This window comes from Vescimonas coprocola (assembly GCF_018408575.1).
GTDB classification, from domain to species: domain Bacteria; phylum Bacillota; class Clostridia; order Oscillospirales; family Oscillospiraceae; genus Vescimonas; species Vescimonas coprocola.
This window is the reverse complement of sequence record NZ_AP023418.1, coordinates 2,309,001-2,330,789: the sequence shown is the minus strand read 5'-3', so window position 1 is coordinate 2,330,789 and position 21,789 is coordinate 2,309,001. Positions and strand designations below refer to the sequence as shown.

The following is a 21,789-nucleotide window of genomic DNA, read 5'->3' as shown; positions in this document are numbered from 1 at the left end:
CGTTTGGACAGGCGGTCTGCGGGCCGCCGGGAGAGAGAAGGAGGCTTATGGAAGAGAATCGATCGACATTCAAGCTGTCGGGGCGGGAGAAGGCCGGGCTCATCTGGCACTATCTGCGCCCCTGCTGGGGGCATTTTGCGGCGGCGCTGCTGTGTGCGTGCCTGTCCATGGCGCTCAACGCCCTGACGCCCCAGATCATCCGTATCACGGTGGACTCCATTCTGGGATCCGAGGAGGCCAAGCTGCCGGCGCTGGTGCTGCGGGTGCTGCCGCTGGAGACGCTGCGGCAGGAGCCTGTCACGGCGCTGTGGTGGGCGGCGGGGGCCGTCATGGTGACGGCGCTGCTGCGGGGCCTGTGCAGCTTCGGGCAGCGGGCGCAGCTGTCCCGTGGGTCCGAGGCCTACGTCAAGGGGCTGCGGGATGACCTGTACCGGCGCATCCAGTATCTGCCCTTTGCGTGGCACAAGCAGCACCCCACCGGCGACATCATCCAGCGCTGCACCTCCGATGTGGACGTGATCCGCACCTTCGTGTGCAACCAGCTGGTGGAGGTGGTGCGGACGGTGTTCCTCATCATCCTGTATCTGTGGATCATGTTCCGCATGAACGTGAAACTGTCCCTGATCGCTCTGGCCTTTATCCCCATTGTGGGCCTGTCGTCGGGGGTATTCTACCGGAAGATTTCCTCCCGGTTCAAGACTGCCGACGAGGCCGAGGGCGAGGTGACCGCCTGCGCTCAGGAGAACCTCACCGCCGTGCGGGTGGTGCGGGCCTTTGGCCGGGAGAAGTATGAGGAGGACAAGTTTCAGGCCAAGAGCGAGCGATATGCCGGACTGTGGATCCATCTGGGAAAGCTCCTGTCGGTATACTGGGCGTCGGGGACGCTGCTGACGTGCCTGCAGGTGATGGTCATCATTCTGGCGGGCATCCATGAGAGCGTGGCGGGAGCCATGACTCTGGGCGCCTTCGTGGCCTTCGTCAGCTACAACGAGTCCCTGGCGTGGCCCGTGCGTTCTCTGGGCCGGGTGCTGTCGGACATGAGCAAGGCCGGGGTGTCCATGGACCGTGTGGGCTACATCCTCCGCTCCCCGGAGGAGCAGGAGCAGCCCGACGACGTTCCCTTCCCCGGCGGGGACATCGTATTTGACCATGTGACCTTCGGCTACGAGGGGCAGCCTGTGCTGAAGGATGTGTCTTTCACCATCCGGGAGGGGGAGACCTTCGCCGTGCTGGGCGGCACCGGCTCCGGCAAGAGCACGCTGGTGCATCTGCTGGACCGGCTGTACGACGTGCCGGAGGGTTCCGGCCGCATCACCATCGGCGGTGTGGACCTGCGGCACATCCGGCGCAGCGACCTGCGGCGGCACATTGGCCTTGTTTTGCAGGAGCCCTTCCTGTTCTCCCAGACCATCGGGGAGAACATCCGGGCTGTGCGCCCCGATGCGCCGGAGGATGCCATGCGCCGTGCGGCGGCCATCGCCTGCGTGGACGAGGCGGTGACCTCCTTCCCGGAGGGGTATGACACCATCGTGGGGGAGCGGGGCGTGACTCTCTCCGGCGGACAGAAGCAGCGGGTGGCCATCGCCCGGATGCTGATGCAGCAGGCCCCGGTGATGATCTTCGACGACTCCCTGTCCGCCGTGGACGCCGAGACGGACGAGAAGATCCGCACCGCCCTGCGCCGGTCTACCGGCAAGGCCACGGTGCTGCTGATCTCCCACCGGGTCACCACCTTGATGCAGGCCGACCGCATTCTGGTGCTGGACGGCGGCCGGGTGGCGGAGCTGGGGACTCACGCCCAACTGGTGGAAAAGCCCGGCATCTACCGGGATATCTATCACATTCAGATGCAGAGTGCCGACCGGGCGCTGCTGGAGGAAGGGGGGAGCGAGCATGGCGGCCATTGACGAAAAGGAATATACCCAATCCTTCGACTGGAGGATCTGGAAGCGGCTGGGGCCGTTCCTGCGGCCCTATCGGGGGGCCTTCGTGTCCATGCTGGTGTTCAACGGCATCTGCGCTCTGGTGGACGTGGTGCTGCCCCTGTTCCAGAAGTACGCCATCCAGAACTTCATCGAAAAGAACACCCTGACAGGGCTGCTGCCCTATGCACTGGCGTATCTGGCGGTCATTCTGGTGCAGGCCCTGTCGGTGGTGATCTTTGCCCGAAACTCCATGCACATCGAGATGAATCTGGGCAAGGATATGCGTGGGGCATTGTTTCACCATTTGCAGACCCTGTCCTTCTCCTTTTATAACGTGACACCGGTGGGCTATCTGCTGACCCGTGTCATGAGCGACACCAACCGCATCTCCAGTATGCTGGCGTGGAACTTTACGGATATCCTGTGGGCAATGTTCTATGTGCTGGGTACCTTTGCCGCCATGCTGGCGCTGAACTGGAAGCTGGCGCTGGCGGTCATCGCCATTGTGCCGGTGATGGCCATTCTGACTGGGTATTTTCAGAACCGCATCCTCCACTGGAACCGGAAGGTGCGTAAGCTGAACTCCCGCATCACCGGAGCCTTCAACGAGGGCATCACCGGCGCACGCACCACCAAGACGCTGGTGACGGAGGAGCAGACCGCCGACGCCTTCCGCAGTCTCACCCGACAGATGCACGACTCCGGCATCCGGGCAGCCCGGCTTAATGCGGTGTTTATCCCGCTGGTGCTGTTCTTCGGCACCATGGCGGTGTCTATCGTGCTGCTGCGGGGCGGCTATATGGTGCTGGATCAGGCGCTGGAGCTGGCCACTCTGTCGGCCTTTACCACCTATGCTGTCAGTATCTTTGACCCCATCCAGATGACCGCCGCCAATCTGGCGGAGTTCATCTCTCTGCAAGCCTCCATCGAGCGGGTAACCGACCTGATGGACGAACAGCCGCAAATTCAGGACACCCCGGAGGTCATCGAGAAATACGGCGATGCCTTCCACCCCAAGCGGGAGAACTGGGAGCCGCTGCGGGGCGAGATCGAATTCCGGGATGTGACCTTCCGCTATCCCGACGGCGGCGAGAACGTGCTGGAGCATTTCTCCCTCCACATCCCCCAGGGGACCACGGTGGCCATCGTAGGCGAGACGGGGGCCGGCAAGAGCACCCTCATCAATCTGGCCTGCCGGTTCTTTGAGCCTACGGAGGGACAGATCCTCATTGACGGCGTGGACTACCGCCAGCGCAGCCAGCTGTGGCTCCACTCCAACATCGGCTATGTGCTGCAGAATCCCCACCTGTTCTCCGGCAGCGTCCGGGAGAACATCCGCTACGGCAAGCTGGACGCCACCGACGAGGAGGTGGAGGCCGCCGCACGGGCCGTGTCGGCGGATACGGTGGTGGACAAGCTGGAAAATGGCTGGGACAGCGATGTGGGTGAGGGCGGCGACCGTCTCTCCACCGGCGAGAAGCAGCTGATCTCCTTTGCCCGTGCCGTGCTGGCCGACCCCCGCATCTTCGTGCTGGATGAGGCCACCTCCTCCATCGACACCCAGACGGAGCAGCTGATCCAGAACGCCATCGACCATCTGCTGACGAACCGCACCTCCTTTCTGGTGGCCCATCGTCTCTCCACCATCCGCAAGGCGGACGTGATCCTGGTGGTGAAAGACGGCCACATCGTGGAGCAAGGCAAGCATGAGGAGCTGCTGCGGCGCAAGGGGTACTACCACGACCTGTACAGCAAGCAGTTCACTCAGGAGAGCGCCGCCCGCATCTTGGGCGAGGGCAGCGCCCAATAAAGCACATATCAGAGCAAACAGCCCCAGCTCCGGCGCAGCACTGCGCCGGAGCTGGGGCTTTCTGCGTGGCGGCGAGGGTACGCCGTCATGTCCCGGCCACGGGATATAGGGTAAAAAGCAGCGGGCCGCCGGTATATCCGGCAGCCCGCTGCTTTTGATATCCTTCCGGCAGAGAGGGGCTTTGACGGGAAAGGAAACACAAAGCAGACCGGAGATATCTATCAGGAATGCATGACTTTCGGCTGAAGTTTGAGGAGGTTTTGCCGGAGTCAGATAAGCTTGTAAATGCCGGCAGCGCCCATGCCGCCGCCGATGCACATGGTGACCATGGCATATTTTCCGCCGGTGCGGCGCAGCTCATTCAGGGCCTTGATGGTCAGGAAGGCACCGGTAGCGCCCTGGGGATGACCCAGTGCCATAGCGCCGCCGTTGGGATTGGTCTTGGCGGGGTCCAGCCCCAGCGTTCTCATGCAGGGGATAGCCTGCGCCGCAAAGGCTTCGTTCAGCTCCACCACGTCCATATCGGCCACGGTGAGGCCCGCCTTTTCCAGCGCCTTGGGGGCGGCGTAGATGGGGCCGAGGCCCATGTAATCCGGCTCGCAGCCGGCCACGGCGAAGCTCAGCAGCTCTGCAACGGGCCGGATACCCAACTCCTTGGCCTTGCTGTCCCGCATCAGCACCACAAAGGCGGCAGCATCGCTGGTCTGGGAGGAGGTGGCGGCGGTCACAAGGCCGCCCTCCTTGAAGCAGGGCTTCAGCCCTGCCAGCGCCTCCAGCGTGGTGCTGCGGCGGATCCCCTGATCCTTGTCAAAGACGATGGGATCCCCGTCGGCATCCACGCCGGGCAGGGGGATGATCTCATCGTCGAACTTACCGGCGTCCTGTGCCGCCGCCGCACGGCGGTGGCTTTGGAGAGCCAGCTCGTCCATCTCCTGACGGGTGATGCCGTAGCGGGCGGCTACATTCTCCGCCGTCAGGCCCATGGGCATATACTCCTCCTCCCGCTGGCGCAGCAGGTCGGGATCGAAGGTATCGCTGATATCCAGATTCACCGGGCAGGCGGTCATGGACTCCACGCCGCCGGCCACCATTACATCCGCCACGCCGCAGGCGATCTGGCCCGCCGCCAATGCAATGGCCTGTAGACCGGAGGAGCAGAAGCGGTTGATGGTCATGCCGCAGACGCTATCCGGCAGGCCCGCACGGGCGGCCACCAGCCGGGCCATGTTGAAGCCCTGCTTGCGCTCCGGGATGGCGCAGCCAACGATGAGGTCGTCGATCTGATCGGCGGGCAGCTGGGGGACACGCTCCAGCACGCCCTTAAGGGTGAGGCCGCCCATGGTCACCGGATGCATATTCCGCAGGGCGCCCTTTTTTCCTGATTTTGCAACGGCGGAGCGGCCGTAGCCCACTACCACCACATGGTCAAACTGTCCCATTAGCAATCTTCCTCCATTTCTTTCAGCTCCGGAGAGACAATGAGCGGCGGCTCCACGGCGGAGCAGATCTCCTCCACGGAGTGGCCCCGGCGCAGCTCGGAGAGCACCAGACCCTCCGGCGTCACATCGATGACGCACCGCTCGGTGACGATATGATCCACGCACCGCCGCCCGGTATAGGGCAGGGTACATTCCTTGACGAGCTTGGGGGAGCCGTCCTTGGCGCACAGCTCCATGGCCACGATGACTTGCTTGGCCCCGTTGACCAGATCCATGGCCCCGCCCATGCCGAAGGCACGGTCGGGGGTGGCCCAGTTGGCCAGATCTCCGTGCTGGGAGACCTGAAGCGCTCCCAGCACCGTGGCAGCCATGCGGCCGGAGCGGATGATGCCGAAGGACTTGGCCACGTCAAAGGCGCAGCCCCCCAGCGCCGGGAGATAGGGAATGCCGCCGGCGTTAAAGAGCCGGTCGCTGATCTCGATGCCCTGCGCCGTGGCCCCTACGCCGATGAAGCCGTTCTCCGTCTGGAACAGGACACCGCTCTCGGCGTAGTTGCCGCAGAGGCTGGGGATGCCGATGCCCAGATTGACCACGTCACCGCTGTGGAAATACCGGGCCGCACGACGGGCGATAAAATGTCTGTTATCCATAGTCGTGCCTCCTTACACCAGGATCATATCCACGAACATACCGGGAACCTCCACCTCGTCGGGTGTGATCTCTCCCAGATCGCAGAAGTGGTCGCACTCCACAATGGACAGGTCCCCGCAGGTGGCCACGATAGGGTGGGAGGCCCGGCCGGTGCTGCCCCGGTAGGCCAGATTGCCGATGGGGTCGGCACGGCGGGCCCGTGTGATGGCGATATCCGCCCGGAGGGCGGTCTCCAGCAGGTACTGCTGTCCGTTGGCGGTGATGAGCTGCTTGCCCTCCTCCACCACGGTACCAAGTCCCGTTTTGGTGAGAACGCCTCCCAGTCCCATACCGCCGCAGCGGATGCGCTCGATCCAGCTGCCGATGGGGCTGAACTCCGCCTGAAGGGTACCAGCCTGGATCTGTGCGTTGGTATCCGGGTTGGTACCCACATGGGTGGTGATGATGCGGTCGATGACCTTCGCCCGGATCAGGCGGCCAATGCCCACACCGGGGTCGCTGGTATCGATGGAATAGACGGTCAGATGCCGGGCGCCGCTCTCCAGAATGCAGTCGATGAGCCGCTCCGGCATCCAGTGGCCGGTCTGGCCGCCGATGGCGATGGTCTGGCCATCCTTGAAGCAGGAGATGATCTTCTCCCGTGTAGTGACTTTACTTTCCATGTGGGGCCTCCTTTCCGGCGGTAAGCGGGACGATACAGTTGAGAATGAGCCCCACGGCAGCCAGCACGGCCGCAGCGGCAAAGGCCCACGTATAGGCCCCGTCCGGGGTGCGCAGACGCACCGCCAGCACCGGGCCGATGAGGCTGGCCAAGCCGAACACGATGTACATGACGCCGTAGTTCTCGGTGATATATTTGCTGCCGAACACCTGCGCCGTCAGCGGCGTCAGGACGGAGGCAAAGCCGCCGTAGCAGCTGGCCGCCACACCCATGGCGATCACGGCGGGAACGGTGGCGTGGCAGAGGGTCAGCAGCAGCATGGCGAGGATGCACACCGCCGACACGGCCGTCACCACACGGCGCAGGCCCAGTCGGTCAGACAGGCTGCCCCACAGGAAGCGGCCCGCCATGTTGCAGGCGGCAAATACGCTGACAAACACCGCCGCCGTAGCGCTGGTGAAGCCGTAGGCGTTCTGGAGAATGGGGGAAGCCTGGCTGATGACGATGACGCCGGCCACCAGACCGCAGGTGAAGATGACCACCATCCCATAGAAGGCCGCCGTTTTGACCATCTGGCCCCGGCGCAGTCCCTCCGCCTGAATGGGAGCGTCGCCGGAGGGGGGGCACAGGGCCTCCCGCAGATCCTGCGGGGGCTCTGCCAGCAGGGTGCTGCCCAGCAGGATCAGCACCAGAAAGGCACCACCCAGAATGCAGAACGTCCCCCGCAGATTCACGCTGCGGATCAGGGCCGCTGCCACCGGCGCCCAGAGAATGGCTCCGGAGCCGTAGGCCGCTGTGCCGAGGCCGGAGGCCATACCGGACTTTTCCGGGAACAGGCGCACCACATAGGCCATCATGGCCGGGTAGACGAAGCCGGTCCCCAGACCGGAGAGAATGCCGTAGAACAGGTAGAGCTGCCACACGCCGCCACTGATCCAGCCGGTGGCCATCAGGCCCGCCCCGAACAGAACGGCGCCCACCACCACGCAGCGCCGGGTCCCCAGACGGCGGATCAGGCCGCCGAAGAACAGCGGCGCCATGGTGGAGCACAGCACCGTCACCGTATACGTCAGGGAGACCTGCTGATCCGGCCAGCCGTGGGCGGCGATGATGGGGGTCTGAAGCACGCTCCATGCGTAGCCGAAGCCGGCGCAGATGCAGATCAGGAGACTGGCGATCATGGCCGGCCAGCGGCGCTTGAGGAATCCGTTGATGTCGTTCATAGGGAGCCTCACAGCTTCTTATGGAGCTTCAGGATGTCGATGAGCATCTGATCCCGGTAGGCGATACACTCGGCATTGGTGTGGCCGATGTAGTCGGGGAAGTTGGCCATCTCCTGATTCACGCCGGGCTGGGCCACCTGCGCCCAGTTGTCCGGCTGGTGGGTCCAGCTGGCCATATCCTCCAGCCAGCGGTCGCCGGAATTGCCCAGCATCTCCACCATGCCGGTGAGGCCGCCGGGGTTGCCCATCTGCATGATCATGTTGTGGCCAAAGATGGCCCAACGGATGCCGGGACCGTACACCAGTGCCTTGTCCACATCCTCCACGGAGCATACGCCCCGCATCACCAGATCCTGCACCTCACGATACAGGGCCAGCTGCAGACGGTTGGCAATGAAGCCGGGGCACTCCTTACGCAGCAGAACGGCCTCCTTGCCAATGGACTGATAGAAATCATAGGCCAATTGGACGCAGTCATCGTCCGTCTTGTCGCAGCGGGTGAGCTCCACCAGAGGAATCAGGTGCGGGGGATTGTAGGGGTGAGCTCCGATGCAGCGCTCCGGGTGAAGCGCCTCGGCCACGATATCGGAGATCAGCAGGCCGGAGGTGCTGCTGGCGTACAGGGCGTCCGGGGCGGCATACTGCTCCACCTGCGCCAGAATGGAGCGCTTGATCTCGATGCGCTCCGGGCCGCTCTCCTGAATGAACTGGGCGTCCTGCACCGCCTCCTCCATGGAGGTGGTGGGGCGCACGCAGGCGATGATCTCGTCCTTGCGGGCGGCGGTGATGGCGTTGTGGGCCACCAGTGTGTCCAGACTGCGGAGCATCTGGTCGTGGCTCTTGGCCAGCTGCTGGTCGTTGATGTCGTAGAGGGTGACGTGCAGGCCCTTCAGGGCATACTGGATGGCCCAGCTGGAGCCGATGACGCCGCCGCCGACACAGGCGACATTTTTGATATCAGAAACGTTCATACCGTCCTCCTTCAGCGAACCAGCGGCGGGATGCCCAGAATTTCACGGGCCTCGGCGGGGGTGGCAGGCTGATTGCCGAAGAGCTTGACGGCCTCCACGGCCCGCTGCACCAGCATCTGGTTGGTGGCCATGATCTTCTTGCCGTTTTCGTCCTTGCCGAAGATGACGTTATCCTCCATCCCCACACGGATGTGTCCGCCCAGCGCCAGAGCGGCGTACAGGATAGGCAGGTGGGCGGCGCCGATGCCGAAGGCGGACCACGTGGAGCCGGCGGGGATGCGGTCCTTCAGATAGATCAGGTTCTCCACCGTAGCGGGCATACCGCCCAGCACCCCCAGACAGAACTGGTAGTGACAGGGGGTGGACAGGTGGCCCTTCTTGACGAAGTAATCGGCGATGCCCAGCATACCGGCATCAAAGATCTCGATCTCCGGCTTGATGCCCTTTTCCAGATAGGCATCGCCCAGCTTCTGCAAAAACTGGGGGCTGTTGACGAACACGCCGCCGGGCATCCAGTTGAAGCTGCCTGCATCGTAGGAACCCATTTCAATGCCGGGAACGGTCATGTGGTGCAGAAAGCGCTCCTCGTCGGTGGCGGGATGCTCCGGGGAGGCCCCGGAGGAGGTGCAGTTGATGATAACGTCGCAGTCCTTGTGGGCACGGATGCCCTCCACGATCTCACGGAAGGCCTGCGTGTTCATAGCACCCTTACCGTCGGCGGCACGGGTGTGGATATGCACCACGGCAGCGCCCAGCTGCCAGCACTCATAGGCGGCCTGCACGATCTGCTCCGGCGTTTCGGGAATATGATAGCCCGCAGGGGTGACAGCACCGGTGAGGGCAGCGGTAATGATGGTTTTTGCCATAGGAAACAACTCCTCGAAATAGGTTTGACCGGGGCCGGAGGCAGCGTACTGCCTCCGGTCTGCGGTACAGAGAAAGGAAAATCAGTCCTTCTTCTCCGGGCGATAGGGGGAGACCTTCTTGTTGGGGTCGAAGGGGTTGACCTCCTTACCGGCCTCCACCTCCTTGAACCACTCGAAGGGCTTGGTGCGGAAGCCCGCCCAGCTCTCACGGGTGGGAGGCTGCTGCATCCAGTCGTGGCAGTAGCGCCAGTCGTTGGTCTGGCTGATGTACTTCTCGTCCTGCTGGCCGGCATGGGTGTCGCCCATCTCACCGGCGGCGATCCGCAGCAGGGAGCCGTACTGCTCGGAGACGGTGTGCAGCTTCAGGTCGTCCACCAGCAGCTTCTTCAGAGGACGCTTGGCAAGGTTGGACATGATGGTGCGGTTCTCATAGGGCATGGTCTTCCACAGGCGGGCGATCTCCCATGCACGCTCCATGACCTTGTCCTTGGGCACGACCTCGCTGACCATGCCCCAATCCAGCATCTGCTGGGCCGTCCACTGGCGGGCGGTCATCATGTAGTAATTACCACGCTTGGTGCCGAAGTAATGCTGCGCCATGAGACCCATGCCGTCGCCGGGGACCAGGCCGCCGTGGGCGTGGGGAACCTCCATCCATGTGTCGTCGGAGCAGATGGTCACATCGCTGAGCATGGCGGAATCCCAGTGGAAGCCGGGGCCGGGAATGGCACCGATGGTGGGTACGTCCAGATCGAAGATCATGTTCTTGATGAGGTTGGTGTCATCGAAATACTGGTGCTGGAAGCGCTGGGTGGGCAGCTCGGAGTAGGTCTCCCAGCCGTTGGGATCGGACTCGGTCATCCAACTGTCGCCGATGTGGGTGAAGATGATGATCTCGTTCTTGAAGTCCAGAGACAGGACACGCACCAGCTGGCCGATGGCCCGGTGGGACATACCGCTGTGCTGCATGGGGCCGTCCAGCGTCTTCCAGGTGACCTGTAGGATGCCGTCCTCACGGTACAGGTCGGCGAAATCCTTGAACCACTCCTTGTACTCTTCCAGCTGGGGGAGCTTCACATAATCTGCCAGGGGCTTACTCATAATCATTTACCTCCAAAAAATTATTTTGTTCGTTGGTTTCGGATAGATGGGACTATATCAGGCAGGCGGCACTCAATAGAGCAGCATTGCCATGACCACTGCGATGATACCGGCCAGCAGGTTCACCACCACGGACATCATGAACTGCTGGAAATAGCCCTCCTTATAGGACAGCTTGAACACAGACAGCTGGAAGGCGATGGCGCCGTTGTGGGGCAGGGAGTCGAAGCCTGCGCCGGAAATGGCGGCAATGCGGTGCAGAGCGCCCAGATTGATGGAGGGGTTGGCAAGGATGGAATCACCAAAGTTCTTCATGAACAGGGTGACGCCGCCGGTGCCGTTGGCGCACAGGCCGGACAGCAGGTTCACCGCCACGAAGGTCAGCAGGTAGGGGTGCATATTCATGGACAGCACCTTCTCCACCAGCAGGGTGAACACAGGGGTAGCCTGTACCACGGTGCCGTAGCCCACCACGATGGAAATGAACACCACGGGGATCAGGGAGCCCTGAATACCACGGACGCAGGTCTGGAACACATGGGGCAGGTACTTGGGGCCTACCAGCACGAACACCAGCACGATGGACAGCACCTGTGCATAGGTGGTGGCCTGCAGGGCGGTGATGCCCAGCTTCTGGAACAGCAGGCTCAGGCCGATGATGGCGGCCACGCAGAGATAGCCCTTCCATGCCGGAGGCAGCTTGGACTCGTCCTCGTCGTTCTGGGGGTCATCGGTATAGGAGACGAAGCCCTCGCCCTTCTTCTTCAGGCGGTTGGTGAGCATGATGAGGTAGACCACGATGAACACCACAGAGAAGGCGGTGCAGACCAGGCTGATGCCCACACCGGCCATGGTGGTGGTGCCCAGATAGGTGGTGGGTGCGATGTTCAGGGCGTTGGGCATGCCCACCAGTGTGCCGTAGGCCACGGAGCCTGCACCGGCGGACATGGCGGCCAGCGCCACCTTACGGGACATATTCAGCTTTTTCAGCACCGGCAGGGCAATGGCCAGAATGGCGTACTGATAGGAGGCCACACCGGCCGCCATCATCAGGCAGGTGATGACAAACAGGGCCACGGCGATCCATTTCTCGCCGAACACTTTAATCAGGTGCGTCGCCATGGCGGAGCCGAGGCCGCTCTCCATCAGGCAGAAGCCGAAGGCGCCGCCGATGGTATACAGCAGCAGGAACTGCTGGAACATGGTGCCTACGGAGGGGAGGAAGGCTGTAAAAATCGAGGTGATGCCATCCGGCGTGCAGAAAGACACCAACAGGGTGCAGGCAAAGACCGTCAGAAACAGGTTGACGCCCTTGAAGCTCAGATAGAAGAACAAGGCAAAGGCAACCACGACGACGATCAGGGAAATAAGGGTGGTAGTGGACACAGATCTCTGATCTCCTTTCTTTTTAAGAAGCAGGAATGTAGGTTACTTCTCAAACACATGGGGAAAACGACGGGGCCGGGGAGGCGGGTTGCAGGGCCGCCCTCCGTAGAACCCACCCGGCGCTGCCCGGAACAGCACCGGCTCACGGCATAGCTTTTTAGCAAAGGGCGTGCCAATTTATTTGGTGATGTCGGAAAATGTCGGCATTACGGGGAAAATTTTTTTGTTGACTTCTCCACCATCCGGCTTCCAAAAAACAGATGATGCGAAAACGCATCATCCCCCCAGTGATTCGGATAATGCAAAAACGCAGCCGATGCAACATTGCATTGACTGCGCTTCTGCGCTAAAAACGGGCCATTTGACAGATCAAAGCCCGTATTTTTTACGCTTGCGGACAATGGTGGATTGATCTGTTTTCAGCAGAGCCGCTGCTTTATAGCTGCTGGGGCAGCGCTTCAGGGCGTCGGCCAGCACGTGCTTTTCGCAGAACTCCATGTAGGCCTTCAGGGAGAAATGCTCCGGGTCAAACTGATAGAATGCCTCCCAGTCGGCGGGATAGATCTCCGGTGAGGTGGAGCGGACGGCATCCTCCCCCAGCAGCGGGGCCAGATCCTGATAGATCTCCAGCGTCCCGGCGGCGCTGGTGACCAGCAGCCGCTCCACCACGTTTTTCAGCTCCCGGATGTTGCCGGGCCAGTCGTAGGCCTTCAGCTGTTCGATGACTCGGCGGGAGAGGACCTTGGTGCGGCTGTAGCGCTTGCAGTAGTAGTCCAGAAAAAAGGTGGCCAGTGGGGCGATATCCTCCCGGCGCTCCCGCAGCGGGGGCAGCTCCAGCGGAATGACGTTGAGGCGGTAGTAAAGGTCCGCCCGGAAGGTCCCGGCCAGCACGCCCTCCTTGAGGTTCTGGTTGGTGGCGGCCAGCAGGCGGAAGTCGATCTCCTGCTCCTCCACAGCTCCCAACCGCTTGCTCTTGTGACTCTCCAGCACCCGGAGGAACTTGCCCTGCAGCGCCAGCGGCAGGGAGTTGATCTCGTCGAGGAACAGCGTGCCGCCGTGGGCCGCCTCAATAAGCCCGGGCTTGCCGGTATTCAGGGCTCCGGTGAAAGCGCCCTTGGTATAGCCGAACAGCTCCGCCTCCAGCAGGTTCTCCGGCAGGGCGGCGCAGTTGATCTCGATGATGGGGGCATCGGCTCGGCTGCTGTTGCGGTGGATGTACTTGGCCAGCACCTCCTTGCCGGTGCCGGTCTCGCCGGATATGAGGACGGTGGAGTCCGTCTGGGCCACCTGAGCGGCAGTCTGGAGGATGGCCTGCATGGCGGGACTGTCTGCGATGATGGTCTCCTTAGCCCGTGTGCGTTCCGGGGAGAGGGCCGGCACCTCGATGGTGCTGTCGTCCTCATAGAGGATAGCCTGCTGATACCGCTTGGCCAGCAGATCCAGCCGAACGGTCTCCACCAACATATACTCCACCTCGCCGCCGCTGCCGAAGATGGGGGTGGCCGTGGCCAGCTGGCGGTAGTGATACCCCTTGGGGGTGAGGACGTTGTTCACCACGGAGACCTTTTTCTTCTCGGTAAAGGCTGTGACGGCCACGCTCACCGACACCTGTCCCTCCGGAATCAGCTGGAAAGCGTTGAGGCGCAGCGCCTCCTCCCGTGTGGCGCCCACCATCTTCAAAAAGGCATTGTTGCAGTAGATGTAATCTCCCTTGCGGTTGAGGATGTAGATCCCCTCATTGATGTTGTCGAAAATTTCGGCCATGAGCAGTGGATTGGCCACAGAGATCCCTCCGTTTCTGTCAGAAAGGTGTCCTGAGTGGACGCCGGTTTTTATGGGGCTACTTTTTACGGGGCTATTGTAATATAAATCCCGGCGGCTGTCTACCGGGATTTTGCCGGAGGGCCTCCCTATCTGTTCATAAAATTTTCATATTATTCCTGTTGCCATTTTGTAACTTTTTTTATATAATACCTTATGGTGACATAATACGGCGCAGCCCGACAGGGTTCGTCGTTTCAAATGCAGCGGGCCGGGTCTCCGGCAACGAGGGATATGATATGATTCGATTGAAGGACGTTGAAAAAACATACGAAAACGGGACGGAGGCCCTGCAGGGCATCTCCTTTACCATTGAGGACGGGGAATTTGTGTTTCTGGTGGGACCCTCCGGCTCCGGTAAGTCTACCATCATCAAGCTCCTGACCGGCGAGGTCATCCCCACGGCGGGGCGGGTCATGGTCAACGGCTTCTCCATGAGCCGCATCTCCGACCGGCAGATCCCCTATATGCGCCGCACCATCGGCGTGATCTTTCAGGACTTCCGGCTGATCCCCAAAAAGACGGTGTTCGACAACCTGAGCCTTGCCATGCGGGCGGTGGGGGCCACGCCCCGTGACATCCGCACCCGCATCCCCTATGTGCTGGAGCTGGTGGGGTTGAAGGGTATGGAGGACCGGTACCCCGACGAGCTGTCCGGCGGTGAGCAGCAGCGTGTGGCCATTGCACGGGCGCTGGTGAACAACCCCAGCACCATCGTAGCCGACGAGCCTACCGGCAATCTGGACCCCAACCGCTCGCTGGAGATCATGACCCTGCTGGAGCGCATCAACGCCCTTGGCACCACCGTGGTGGTGGTGACCCACGAGCGGGATCTGGTGAACCACTTCGACAAGCGGGTCATCATGATCGATCACGGGCAGGTCAACGGCGACGGCGTGGGAACGTATGAGGTATAACAGATGAAGCACGATTTTCGATATTTTTTCCGGGAGGGCATCCGCAATATGTTCTCCCACGGATTCATGTCCTTCGCCGCCATCGGCGTGACGGTGGCGTGTCTGGTGATCATGGGGACCTTTTCGCTGGTGGCCTATAACGCCAACGAGAACCTGAAGGATCTGCAGAAGGAAAACGCTGTGCTGGCCTTCGTGGATGAGAACCTCTCTGACAACGAGGCCAAGGCCCTGCAATCCACGCTGGAGAAGATCCCCGGTGCGGCGGACTGCACCTTCGTCTCCCGGCAGGAGGCACGGGACAGCTACGTGGAGCAGTACGACGAGGACGACCTGTACAGCAACCTGGACCCCTCCATTTTTCGCCATCGGTACGTTATCCATCTGACGGACGCCGCACAGATGCAGCAGGTGGTATCCAATCTGGAGGCCACCCCCGGCATCGTAAAGGTCCGGGCGGACGAGGCCATCTCCAACGGGTTTTTGACGGTGCGGAATGTGGCAAGCCTCATCAGCATCGCCCTCATTGCGGTGCTGCTGGTGATCTCGGTATTCATTATCTCCAACACCATCAAGCTCACCACCTTTGACCGGCGGGATGAGATCGCCATCATGAAGATGGTGGGCGCCACCGACGGCTTCATTCGATGGCCCTTCGTCTACGAGGGTCTGCTCATCGGTCTGATGGGCGCCGTCATCGCCTTTGGGCTGCAGTGGCTGCTATACGAGGCCATTTCCAAGGGCATCGCCGGGTCTGATACCCTGCAGCTGCTGCGGGTGGTGTCCTTCCGGAAAATTTGGGGGCCGGTGGCCGGTGTGTTCGGTCTGGTAGGGATTCTGGTGGGCGTGGGCGGCAGCCTGACCGCCATCCGGAAGTTCCTGAGAGTATAAGGAGGAGTGCAGCATGAGTAAGAAAAAATGGTGCGGCCTGCTGGCCATTCTCATGGCGGTGAGCATCGTGTTCACCAGCGGCGCTCTGCGCCCGGTGAACGTCTATGCCGAGACCATCGCAGACCTGCAGGAGCAGTCGGAGGAGCACCAGAAGAAGCTGGAGGAGATCAACCAGCAGATCGAGGAGGCCGAGGCCAACAAGGCCGATGCGCTGGAGCAGAAAAACCTGCTGGATCAGCAGGCGGACGTCCTCCGCAGCCAGATCTCCAACGCCCAGCAGCAGATCGATGCGCTGGAGGCGGAGCTGGCGGACAACCAGCAGAAGGAGGAGTCCCAGTACGACCTGTTCTGCCGTCAGGTGCGGGATGAGGAGGAGCGGGGTACCGCCTCCTTCTGGTCGGTGATCTTCAAGGCCACCAGCTTCAGCGATCTTTTGGGCCGCATCGACTTCATCAACGAGGTGGCCGAGCACGACCAGAGCGTCATCAACGACCTGCGGCAGCTGCGCCAGCAGATGCAGGCCGACCGGCAGGCGCTGGAGGAGCAGCGCTCCCAGCTGGAGAGCCGCCAGACGGAGCTGGACAGCCAGCTGGAGGCAGCCACCCAGCTCATTGCCAAGTACAACGAAACGGCGGACGGCCTGAACGATCTGGCCGCTCAGGAGAAGGCAGCCGCCGATGAACTGGACGCTCAGATCCAGGCCCGGAGGGAGGAGGAAAACCGGAACAACGGCGGCGATAACAGTGGAGGCGGCGGCGGTGGCGGTGGCAGCGGCTCCGACGAGACGCCCTCCTCCGACGGGTACATCTGGCCCTCGGACTGCCGGCTCATTACCTCCGGCTACGGCGGGCGTGACCAGCCCACCCCCGGCGCCAGCACCAACCACATGGGCGTGGACATCGGCGCCTCCTACGGCAGCTACATCTACGCTGTGAAATCCGGCACCGTAGTGGGTTCTAAGTACAGCTGGGGCGGCTACGGCAACTATGTGGAGATCGACCACGGAAACGGCAACTTCACCCTGTACGCCCACATGAGTGAGCGTCTGGTGGAGGTGGGCGAGCATGTGGAGCAGGGCGAGGTCATCGGCCTGTGCGGCTCCACGGGCATCTCTACCGGCCCCCACGTCCACTACGAGATCTGGGAGAACTACAGCCGCATCAATCCGCTGAACCGTCTGCCGGGGTACATCCCCTATTGGTGGTAAGCGGCCTTTTCCCCACCTGCACCGCTTGGTGCAGGTGGGGAATTTTTTATGCCGTCTTTCTCCCGCCGCCGGGCCATAGACTGGTGGAAAGGGGGCGCTGTGTTATGGTGGGATATGTGCGATGGGAGGAGAAGCGGAAAAAGCTCACCCTGCGGCGCTGTCCGCTGGGAGACGGGGAGGTGTGCCTGCTGGAGGGCGGCGGACGGCTGAATCGGCGGGTACAGCGCCGGGTGCGGCAGGCGGCACAGGCCATGGCTGACGCCGGGGTGCGGTATGCGGCGGCACCGCCGGAGTGGGCGGCGCTGCTGCTTCCCCTTCGGCTCCCGGCCCCGGTGGCACTGCGGCGGGCCATGCTGGGGCAGCTGGTGGACTGCGCCTGCAGGCAGCTGGGACTCTGCCGGTCACAGGCCAGTGTGGTGCTGCGGGCCTCCCGGCCCGACGGAGCCGTTACGGAGGCGGCGGATCTGCTGGCCCGGCGGGTGCGATATCTGTCGCCGCAGCTGGGCCGGGGGCAGGAGGAGCTGCAGCGATCCCTGCGGCACCGGTACGGGCTGGGGGAAGGCTCCCCGGCGGCGCAGCTGGCGGTGTGCTTCGGCGCAGCGGCGGAGGGGCTTCCCTCCCTGCTGATAGGGGAGAGCCATCAGGAGGTACGGTATGTATGGGCCGAGCCGTGGCGGGAAAAAATGAAGCCGTGGGCAGCGGAGGAACCACTGCTGGCGGCGCTGCTGGCGGAGGGAAGCCTTCCGCCGGGTGCGGCTGTCCCGGTGTGGGTAGGACTTGACACCGGCGGGGAAAGAACTTATAATGCAGAGTGATATAGTGTCTGTACTATTTTTGTTATAGTGTTTATACTAATCTCGTGCGGCCATGCCGTATTTGTCAACAGAAAGGAATGGATTCCATGGTAAAAGAATTCAAAATGAGTCAGGAGCGGTACGACGAGCTGAAAAAGGAGCTGGATTACAGCAAGACCACCCGTGCCGACGAGATCGCAGAGCTCATCAAGGAGGCCAGAGGCTTCGGTGACCTGTCGGAAAACAGCGAGTATGACGAGGCCAAAAACGAGCAGGGCAAGCTCTACTCCCGCATTGCCGAGCTGGAGAACATCCTGCTCCACGCCGTCATCGTGGACGAGACGGACATGGATTCCGACAAGGTATCCATCGGCTGCCGTGTCACCGTGACCAACCTGGATAACGGCAAGACCCTGCCGGAGTATACCATCGTGGGCTCTCAGGAGGCCAACGTCATGGAGCGGAAGGTGTCGGAGGATTCCCCCTTCGGCAAGGCCCTGATGGGCAGCAAGGCCGGCAGCGAGATCACCGTGGAGGCCCCCAAGGGCGTTATCCGCTACCGGGTGGACAAGATCGAACGATAAGGAGACCATATCTATGGCACAGCAGAATCAGAATCAACAGGACCTGCGGGAAATTCTCCAGATCCGCCGGGATAAGCTGGCAGCCCTGCAGGAGGCGGGTATGAACCCCTTCGAGATCACCCGCTATGACGTGACCCATCACGCACAGGAGGTCAAGGATCAGTTCGACCAGCTGGAGGGACAGACCGTCTCTCTGGCGGGCCGTCTTATGAGCAAGCGGGGCATGGGCAAGGTGTCCTTCTGCGATCTGAAGGATAAGTCCGGCCGCATCCAGATCTACGCCCGGAAGGATGAGATGGACGAGGAGGCCTATGACCGCTTCAGGAAATATGACATCGGTGATATCGTAGGCGTCAAGGGCGACGTGTTCCGCACCCAGAAGGGCGAGATGAGCATCCGGGCCCATGAGATCACCCTGCTGTCGAAGTCCCTCCAGCCCCTGCCGGAGAAGTTCCACGGTCTGACGGACAAGGAGCTGCGCTACCGCCAGCGGTATGTGGATCTCATTATGAATCCCGAATCCCAGCGGAACTTTGAGATCCGCAGCAAGTTCGTAGCGTATCTGCGCCGGTATCTGGACAATATGGGCTTCATGGAGGTGGAGACCCCCGTGCTCAGCCCCATTGCCGGCGGCGCCAACGCCCGGCCCTTCATCACCCACCACAATGCTCAGGATATCGATATGTATATGCGGATCGCCACGGAGCTGCACCTGAAGCGGCTCATCGTGGGCGGTCTGGAGCGGGTATACGAGGTGGGCCGCATCTTCCGCAACGAGGGCATGGACACCAAGCACAACCCGGAGTTCACCACCTGTGAGCTGTATCAGGCCTACACCAATCTGGACGGCATGATGGATATCCTGGAGGGCATCCTCACCGGAGCCGCCAAGGAGATCCTCGGCACCTACCACATCCAGTGGCTGGGCCACGACGTGGATCTGACCCCCAGCTGGAAGCGCATCACCATGGCCGATGCCGTGCAGAATGTCACCGGCGCCGACTTCATGGCCATTGAGGGCGATGATGACGCCGCCGTGGAGCTGGCCAAGAGCGTAGGCGTGGACATGGAGGGCGTGGCCCGGAAGTGGGGCAACGCCCTGTACGAGACCTTCGACCAGAAGGTGGAGGAGACGCTCATTCAGCCCACCTTCATCACCATGTACCCGGTGGAGGTGAGTCCGCTGGCCAAGCGCAGCCCGGAGGATCCCCATCTGACGGAGCGGTATGAGATGTTCGTCTGCGGCTGCGAGATGGGCAATGCCTTCTCCGAGCTCAACGACCCCATCGACCAGCACCAGCGCTTCAAGGCTCAGGCGGAGAAGCGGGCCAATGGCGACGAGGAGGCCGACATGATGGACGAGGACTTCGTGCTGGCGCTGGAGTACGGTATGCCCCCCACCGGCGGTCTGGGCTTCGGCATCGACCGCTGCGCCATGATGCTCTGCGGCACCGACTCTATCCGGGACGTGATCCTGTTCCCGACAATGAAGCCGTTGGACGCTGACAAGAAGGGTTCCAAGGAAGTTTCGGCTCCTGCGGAGGCTGCTCAGGCGGCTCCGGTTGTGGAGGAAAAAATCGATTTTTCCAATGTGGAGATCGAGCCGTTGTTCCAGGATCAGGTGGATTTTGACACCTTCTCCAAGAGCGATTTCCGTGCCGTGAAGGTTAAGGAATGCGAAGCCGTGAAGAAGTCCAAAAAGCTCTTAAAGTTCGTTCTGGACGACGGAACCGGCGTAGATAGGGTCATTTTGAGTGGTATTCACGAATATTATGAGCCGGAAGAACTGGTCGGTAAGACCTGCATTGCAATCACCAATCTGCCTCCGAGAGCGATGATGGGCATTGACTCTTGCGGTATGCTGATCTCCGCCGTGCATCACGAAAACGGCGAGGAAAAGCTCCATTTGCTGATGGTTGATCCCCACATCCCCGCCGGCGCAAAGCTCTATTGATTGACCTTAAATTGTCGGTGCTTACGCCACAACTTACGCCAATTTACGCCTCACTTACGCCAAAAATGCGATTGAAATTTTGCGATTGCAGGCAAGTTCCGATAGCATAAGTTAAGTTCATATGATTTAAGCCCGCTGATTTCGGTCAGCGGGCTTTTTCTGTTTCTGCCCCTATTACATCTTTGTGATGTGATAGGGGCTTTTTTGTTCTTGTGAGGAGGCGAGAAAATTTTCAAAAGAATATTTTGAAAAATCTTTTTATTTTGGCTCGAAATTTTCCCAATTAAGTATTGAGGGACAAAAACCTCACGAACCTTGAAAACAGAATACACATTCAACAGGTACATTCCTGATCGGGGGTGAAAGCCCCAGCCGAATGAAGGTGCGCCACGAACTTCCTGCCCGAAAGGGTCATCACGGAAAGCAAGGTTGGTAGCGATTCCGAACCATTCTGAAATATCCGCTTGCTACGGATAAGGCGATGAAACGATTCAGGGACAATGATACTTCCCTATGGGGCTGGCGGAGTACCCGGCAGAGGTAAGATTCCTATGAGTTCGGTCAGCAACCGAACGCCTGTTGATTTCCTTTTACGCATTTGGGGGATGAGATCGAGTTAAATGCGACCACCAAAGCGCAGGACTCGCTTCCTGTGTTTTGGTGGATCAGCCGATCCAAATCTAATAAGAAGGCAAATCACAGCGGCAATGCGGGACATCTGCGTTGCCGCTGTGATTTGCAAGTTGGAAAATACGCCGAGCGTGTGATATAATGGGGGTGACAAATCGGAATTTGTGGAGATGATAGGAGTATTTATGAATAAAAAATTAGTGAAAGAATTTTTAATAATAACATTTGTTATAATGCTAATATTTTGGGGTGGTTGTGCTTTAATTAGTCAAATATTTATCTTGACAATAAATAATATATTTTTAAGGATTATGCACATTATTGGGGGATTTTCTCCAACTATTGCCTCTTATATATCACTAAAGAGAAATAACAAAGTTAAGAATTTAAAAGAATGGTTAAAAAAGATATTTGATATAAAACATAATATTTGGACTTATGTTTTAGTAATTTTATTTGTATTGATTTATTATGTTTTGGGGTGTGCAATAAATGGATTTGAATTTGGTGCTCCTATATTTATGCTTATAGTAATTTTACCAATGATGTTATTTGGTGGTGGAAATGAAGAAGTTGGATGGAGAATGATTTTACAACCTGAATTGGAAAAGAAATTTGGATTTCATATAGCAACAATCTTTACTTCTATTATTTGGTGGTTATGGCATTTACCAATATTTTTCATAATAGGAACAGCAAATGCAAATATGAACTATTTTCTTTTTGGAATAATGTGTTTAACCTTATGCTATGCTTTGGCAACAATAAGAAAGGTATCGAAAGGTGTATTTCCTTGTATATTAACTCACTGTTTAATAAATGGCTTATCTGCAATATTTGTATTTAATTATAGTTTGTTAAGTTGTTGTATAACTTTAATTGTAACAATAATAGTATCAATACTAATTTTAAATGTAAATAAAAGATATATAAGATAATAACAAATTCCAGTTTGTAGAAA

The 21,789-nt window shown here is 59.9% G+C and carries 18 protein-coding genes; 9 read left to right on the top strand and 9 right to left on the bottom strand.

Going from position 1 to position 21,789, the window contains the following annotated elements; all coding sequences use genetic code 11:
• Positions 1 to 47: 47 nt before the first annotated feature.
• Together KJS28_RS11325 and KJS28_RS11320 are read left to right on the top strand one after the other, a co-directional pair.
• Complete coding sequence (locus KJS28_RS11325; RefSeq protein ID WP_213541055.1) at positions 48 to 1,907, top strand: ABC transporter ATP-binding protein; 1,860 nt, start codon at positions 48 to 50, stop codon at positions 1,905 to 1,907.
• Positions 1,894 to 3,735, top strand: coding sequence for an ABC transporter ATP-binding protein (locus tag KJS28_RS11320; RefSeq protein ID WP_213541054.1), 1,842 nt, complete (start codon positions 1,894 to 1,896; stop codon positions 3,733 to 3,735). Before KJS28_RS11325 ends, KJS28_RS11320 begins: the two co-directional genes overlap by 14 nt.
• A 269-nt stretch (positions 3,736 to 4,004) precedes the next feature.
• On the opposite strand, the gene KJS28_RS11315 is transcribed toward KJS28_RS11320, so the two are convergent.
• From KJS28_RS11315 to KJS28_RS11275, 9 genes are all read right to left on the bottom strand, one after another.
• The gene (locus KJS28_RS11315) at positions 4,005 to 5,174 is read right to left on the bottom strand and encodes a thiolase family protein (protein WP_213541053.1); all 1,170 of its coding nucleotides are present in this window, start codon (positions 5,172 to 5,174) and stop codon (positions 4,005 to 4,007) included.
• Positions 5,174 to 5,824 (bottom strand): CoA-transferase, encoded by a 651-nt coding sequence (locus KJS28_RS11310; protein ID WP_213541052.1) that lies wholly within the window; start codon positions 5,822 to 5,824, stop codon positions 5,174 to 5,176. The genes KJS28_RS11315 and KJS28_RS11310 overlap by 1 nt, the downstream gene beginning before the upstream one ends.
• A gap of 12 nt (positions 5,825 to 5,836) precedes the next feature.
• Positions 5,837 to 6,487 (bottom strand): CoA transferase subunit A, encoded by a 651-nt coding sequence (locus tag KJS28_RS11305; RefSeq protein WP_213541051.1) that lies wholly within the window; start codon positions 6,485 to 6,487, stop codon positions 5,837 to 5,839.
• Positions 6,477 to 7,709: an L-lactate MFS transporter gene (locus KJS28_RS11300; protein WP_213541050.1), complete on the bottom strand. Its 1,233-nt coding sequence runs from the start codon at positions 7,707 to 7,709 to the stop codon at positions 6,477 to 6,479. Before KJS28_RS11300 ends, KJS28_RS11305 begins: the two co-directional genes overlap by 11 nt.
• An 8-nt stretch (positions 7,710 to 7,717) precedes the next feature.
• Entirely contained in the window at positions 7,718 to 8,680 is a 963-nt protein-coding gene (locus tag KJS28_RS11295) for a 3-hydroxyacyl-CoA dehydrogenase family protein (RefSeq protein ID WP_213541049.1), read from the bottom strand.
• A gap of 11 nt (positions 8,681 to 8,691) precedes the next feature.
• A complete protein-coding gene (locus tag KJS28_RS11290) occupies positions 8,692 to 9,546 on the bottom strand; it encodes a beta-keto acid cleavage family enzyme (RefSeq protein WP_213541048.1) in 855 nt (284 codons plus the stop codon).
• Between the two features lie 81 nt (positions 9,547 to 9,627).
• On the bottom strand, positions 9,628 to 10,647 hold the full coding sequence (locus KJS28_RS11285) for an enoyl-CoA hydratase/isomerase family protein (RefSeq protein WP_213541047.1): 1,020 nt from the start codon (positions 10,645 to 10,647) through the stop codon (positions 9,628 to 9,630).
• Between the two features lie 72 nt (positions 10,648 to 10,719).
• Complete coding sequence (locus KJS28_RS11280) at positions 10,720 to 12,033, bottom strand: GntP family permease (RefSeq protein ID WP_213541046.1); 1,314 nt, start codon at positions 12,031 to 12,033, stop codon at positions 10,720 to 10,722.
• A 369-nt stretch (positions 12,034 to 12,402) separates the two neighbouring features.
• The gene (locus tag KJS28_RS11275) at positions 12,403 to 13,815 is read right to left on the bottom strand and encodes a sigma-54 interaction domain-containing protein (protein WP_213541044.1); all 1,413 of its coding nucleotides are present in this window, start codon (positions 13,813 to 13,815) and stop codon (positions 12,403 to 12,405) included.
• Positions 13,816 to 14,093: 278 nt separating this feature from the next.
• Here KJS28_RS11275 and ftsE point away from each other — a divergent pair, with 278 nt between their 5' ends.
• The 7 genes from ftsE (at position 14,094) to KJS28_RS11240 (ending at position 21,766) form a co-directional block, all read left to right on the top strand.
• The gene (gene ftsE, locus KJS28_RS11270; protein WP_021858521.1) at positions 14,094 to 14,771 is read left to right on the top strand and encodes a cell division ATP-binding protein FtsE; all 678 of its coding nucleotides are present in this window, start codon (positions 14,094 to 14,096) and stop codon (positions 14,769 to 14,771) included.
• 3 nt (positions 14,772 to 14,774) lie between these two features.
• Positions 14,775 to 15,659, top strand: coding sequence for a permease-like cell division protein FtsX (ftsX, locus tag KJS28_RS11265; protein WP_213541042.1), 885 nt, complete (start codon positions 14,775 to 14,777; stop codon positions 15,657 to 15,659).
• A 13-nt stretch (positions 15,660 to 15,672) separates the two neighbouring features.
• Positions 15,673 to 16,866 carry a murein hydrolase activator EnvC family protein gene (locus KJS28_RS11260; RefSeq protein ID WP_213541041.1) on the top strand — a complete coding sequence of 398 codons (1,194 nt, stop codon included), beginning with the start codon at positions 15,673 to 15,675 and terminating at the stop codon, positions 16,864 to 16,866.
• A gap of 104 nt (positions 16,867 to 16,970) precedes the next feature.
• Positions 16,971 to 17,681, top strand: a complete 711-nt coding sequence (locus KJS28_RS11255; protein WP_213541039.1) for a hypothetical protein — start codon at positions 16,971 to 16,973, stop codon at positions 17,679 to 17,681.
• A gap of 86 nt (positions 17,682 to 17,767) precedes the next feature.
• Positions 17,768 to 18,244 carry a transcription elongation factor GreA gene (gene greA, locus KJS28_RS11250; RefSeq protein WP_021858388.1) on the top strand — a complete coding sequence of 159 codons (477 nt, stop codon included), beginning with the start codon at positions 17,768 to 17,770 and terminating at the stop codon, positions 18,242 to 18,244.
• 13 nt (positions 18,245 to 18,257) lie between these two features.
• The gene (lysS, locus tag KJS28_RS11245; RefSeq protein WP_213541037.1) at positions 18,258 to 20,198 is read left to right on the top strand and encodes a lysine--tRNA ligase; all 1,941 of its coding nucleotides are present in this window, start codon (positions 18,258 to 18,260) and stop codon (positions 20,196 to 20,198) included.
• Between the two features lie 815 nt (positions 20,199 to 21,013).
• Complete coding sequence (locus tag KJS28_RS11240; RefSeq protein WP_213541035.1) at positions 21,014 to 21,766, top strand: type II CAAX endopeptidase family protein; 753 nt, start codon at positions 21,014 to 21,016, stop codon at positions 21,764 to 21,766.
• Positions 21,767 to 21,789 lie beyond the last annotated feature (23 nt).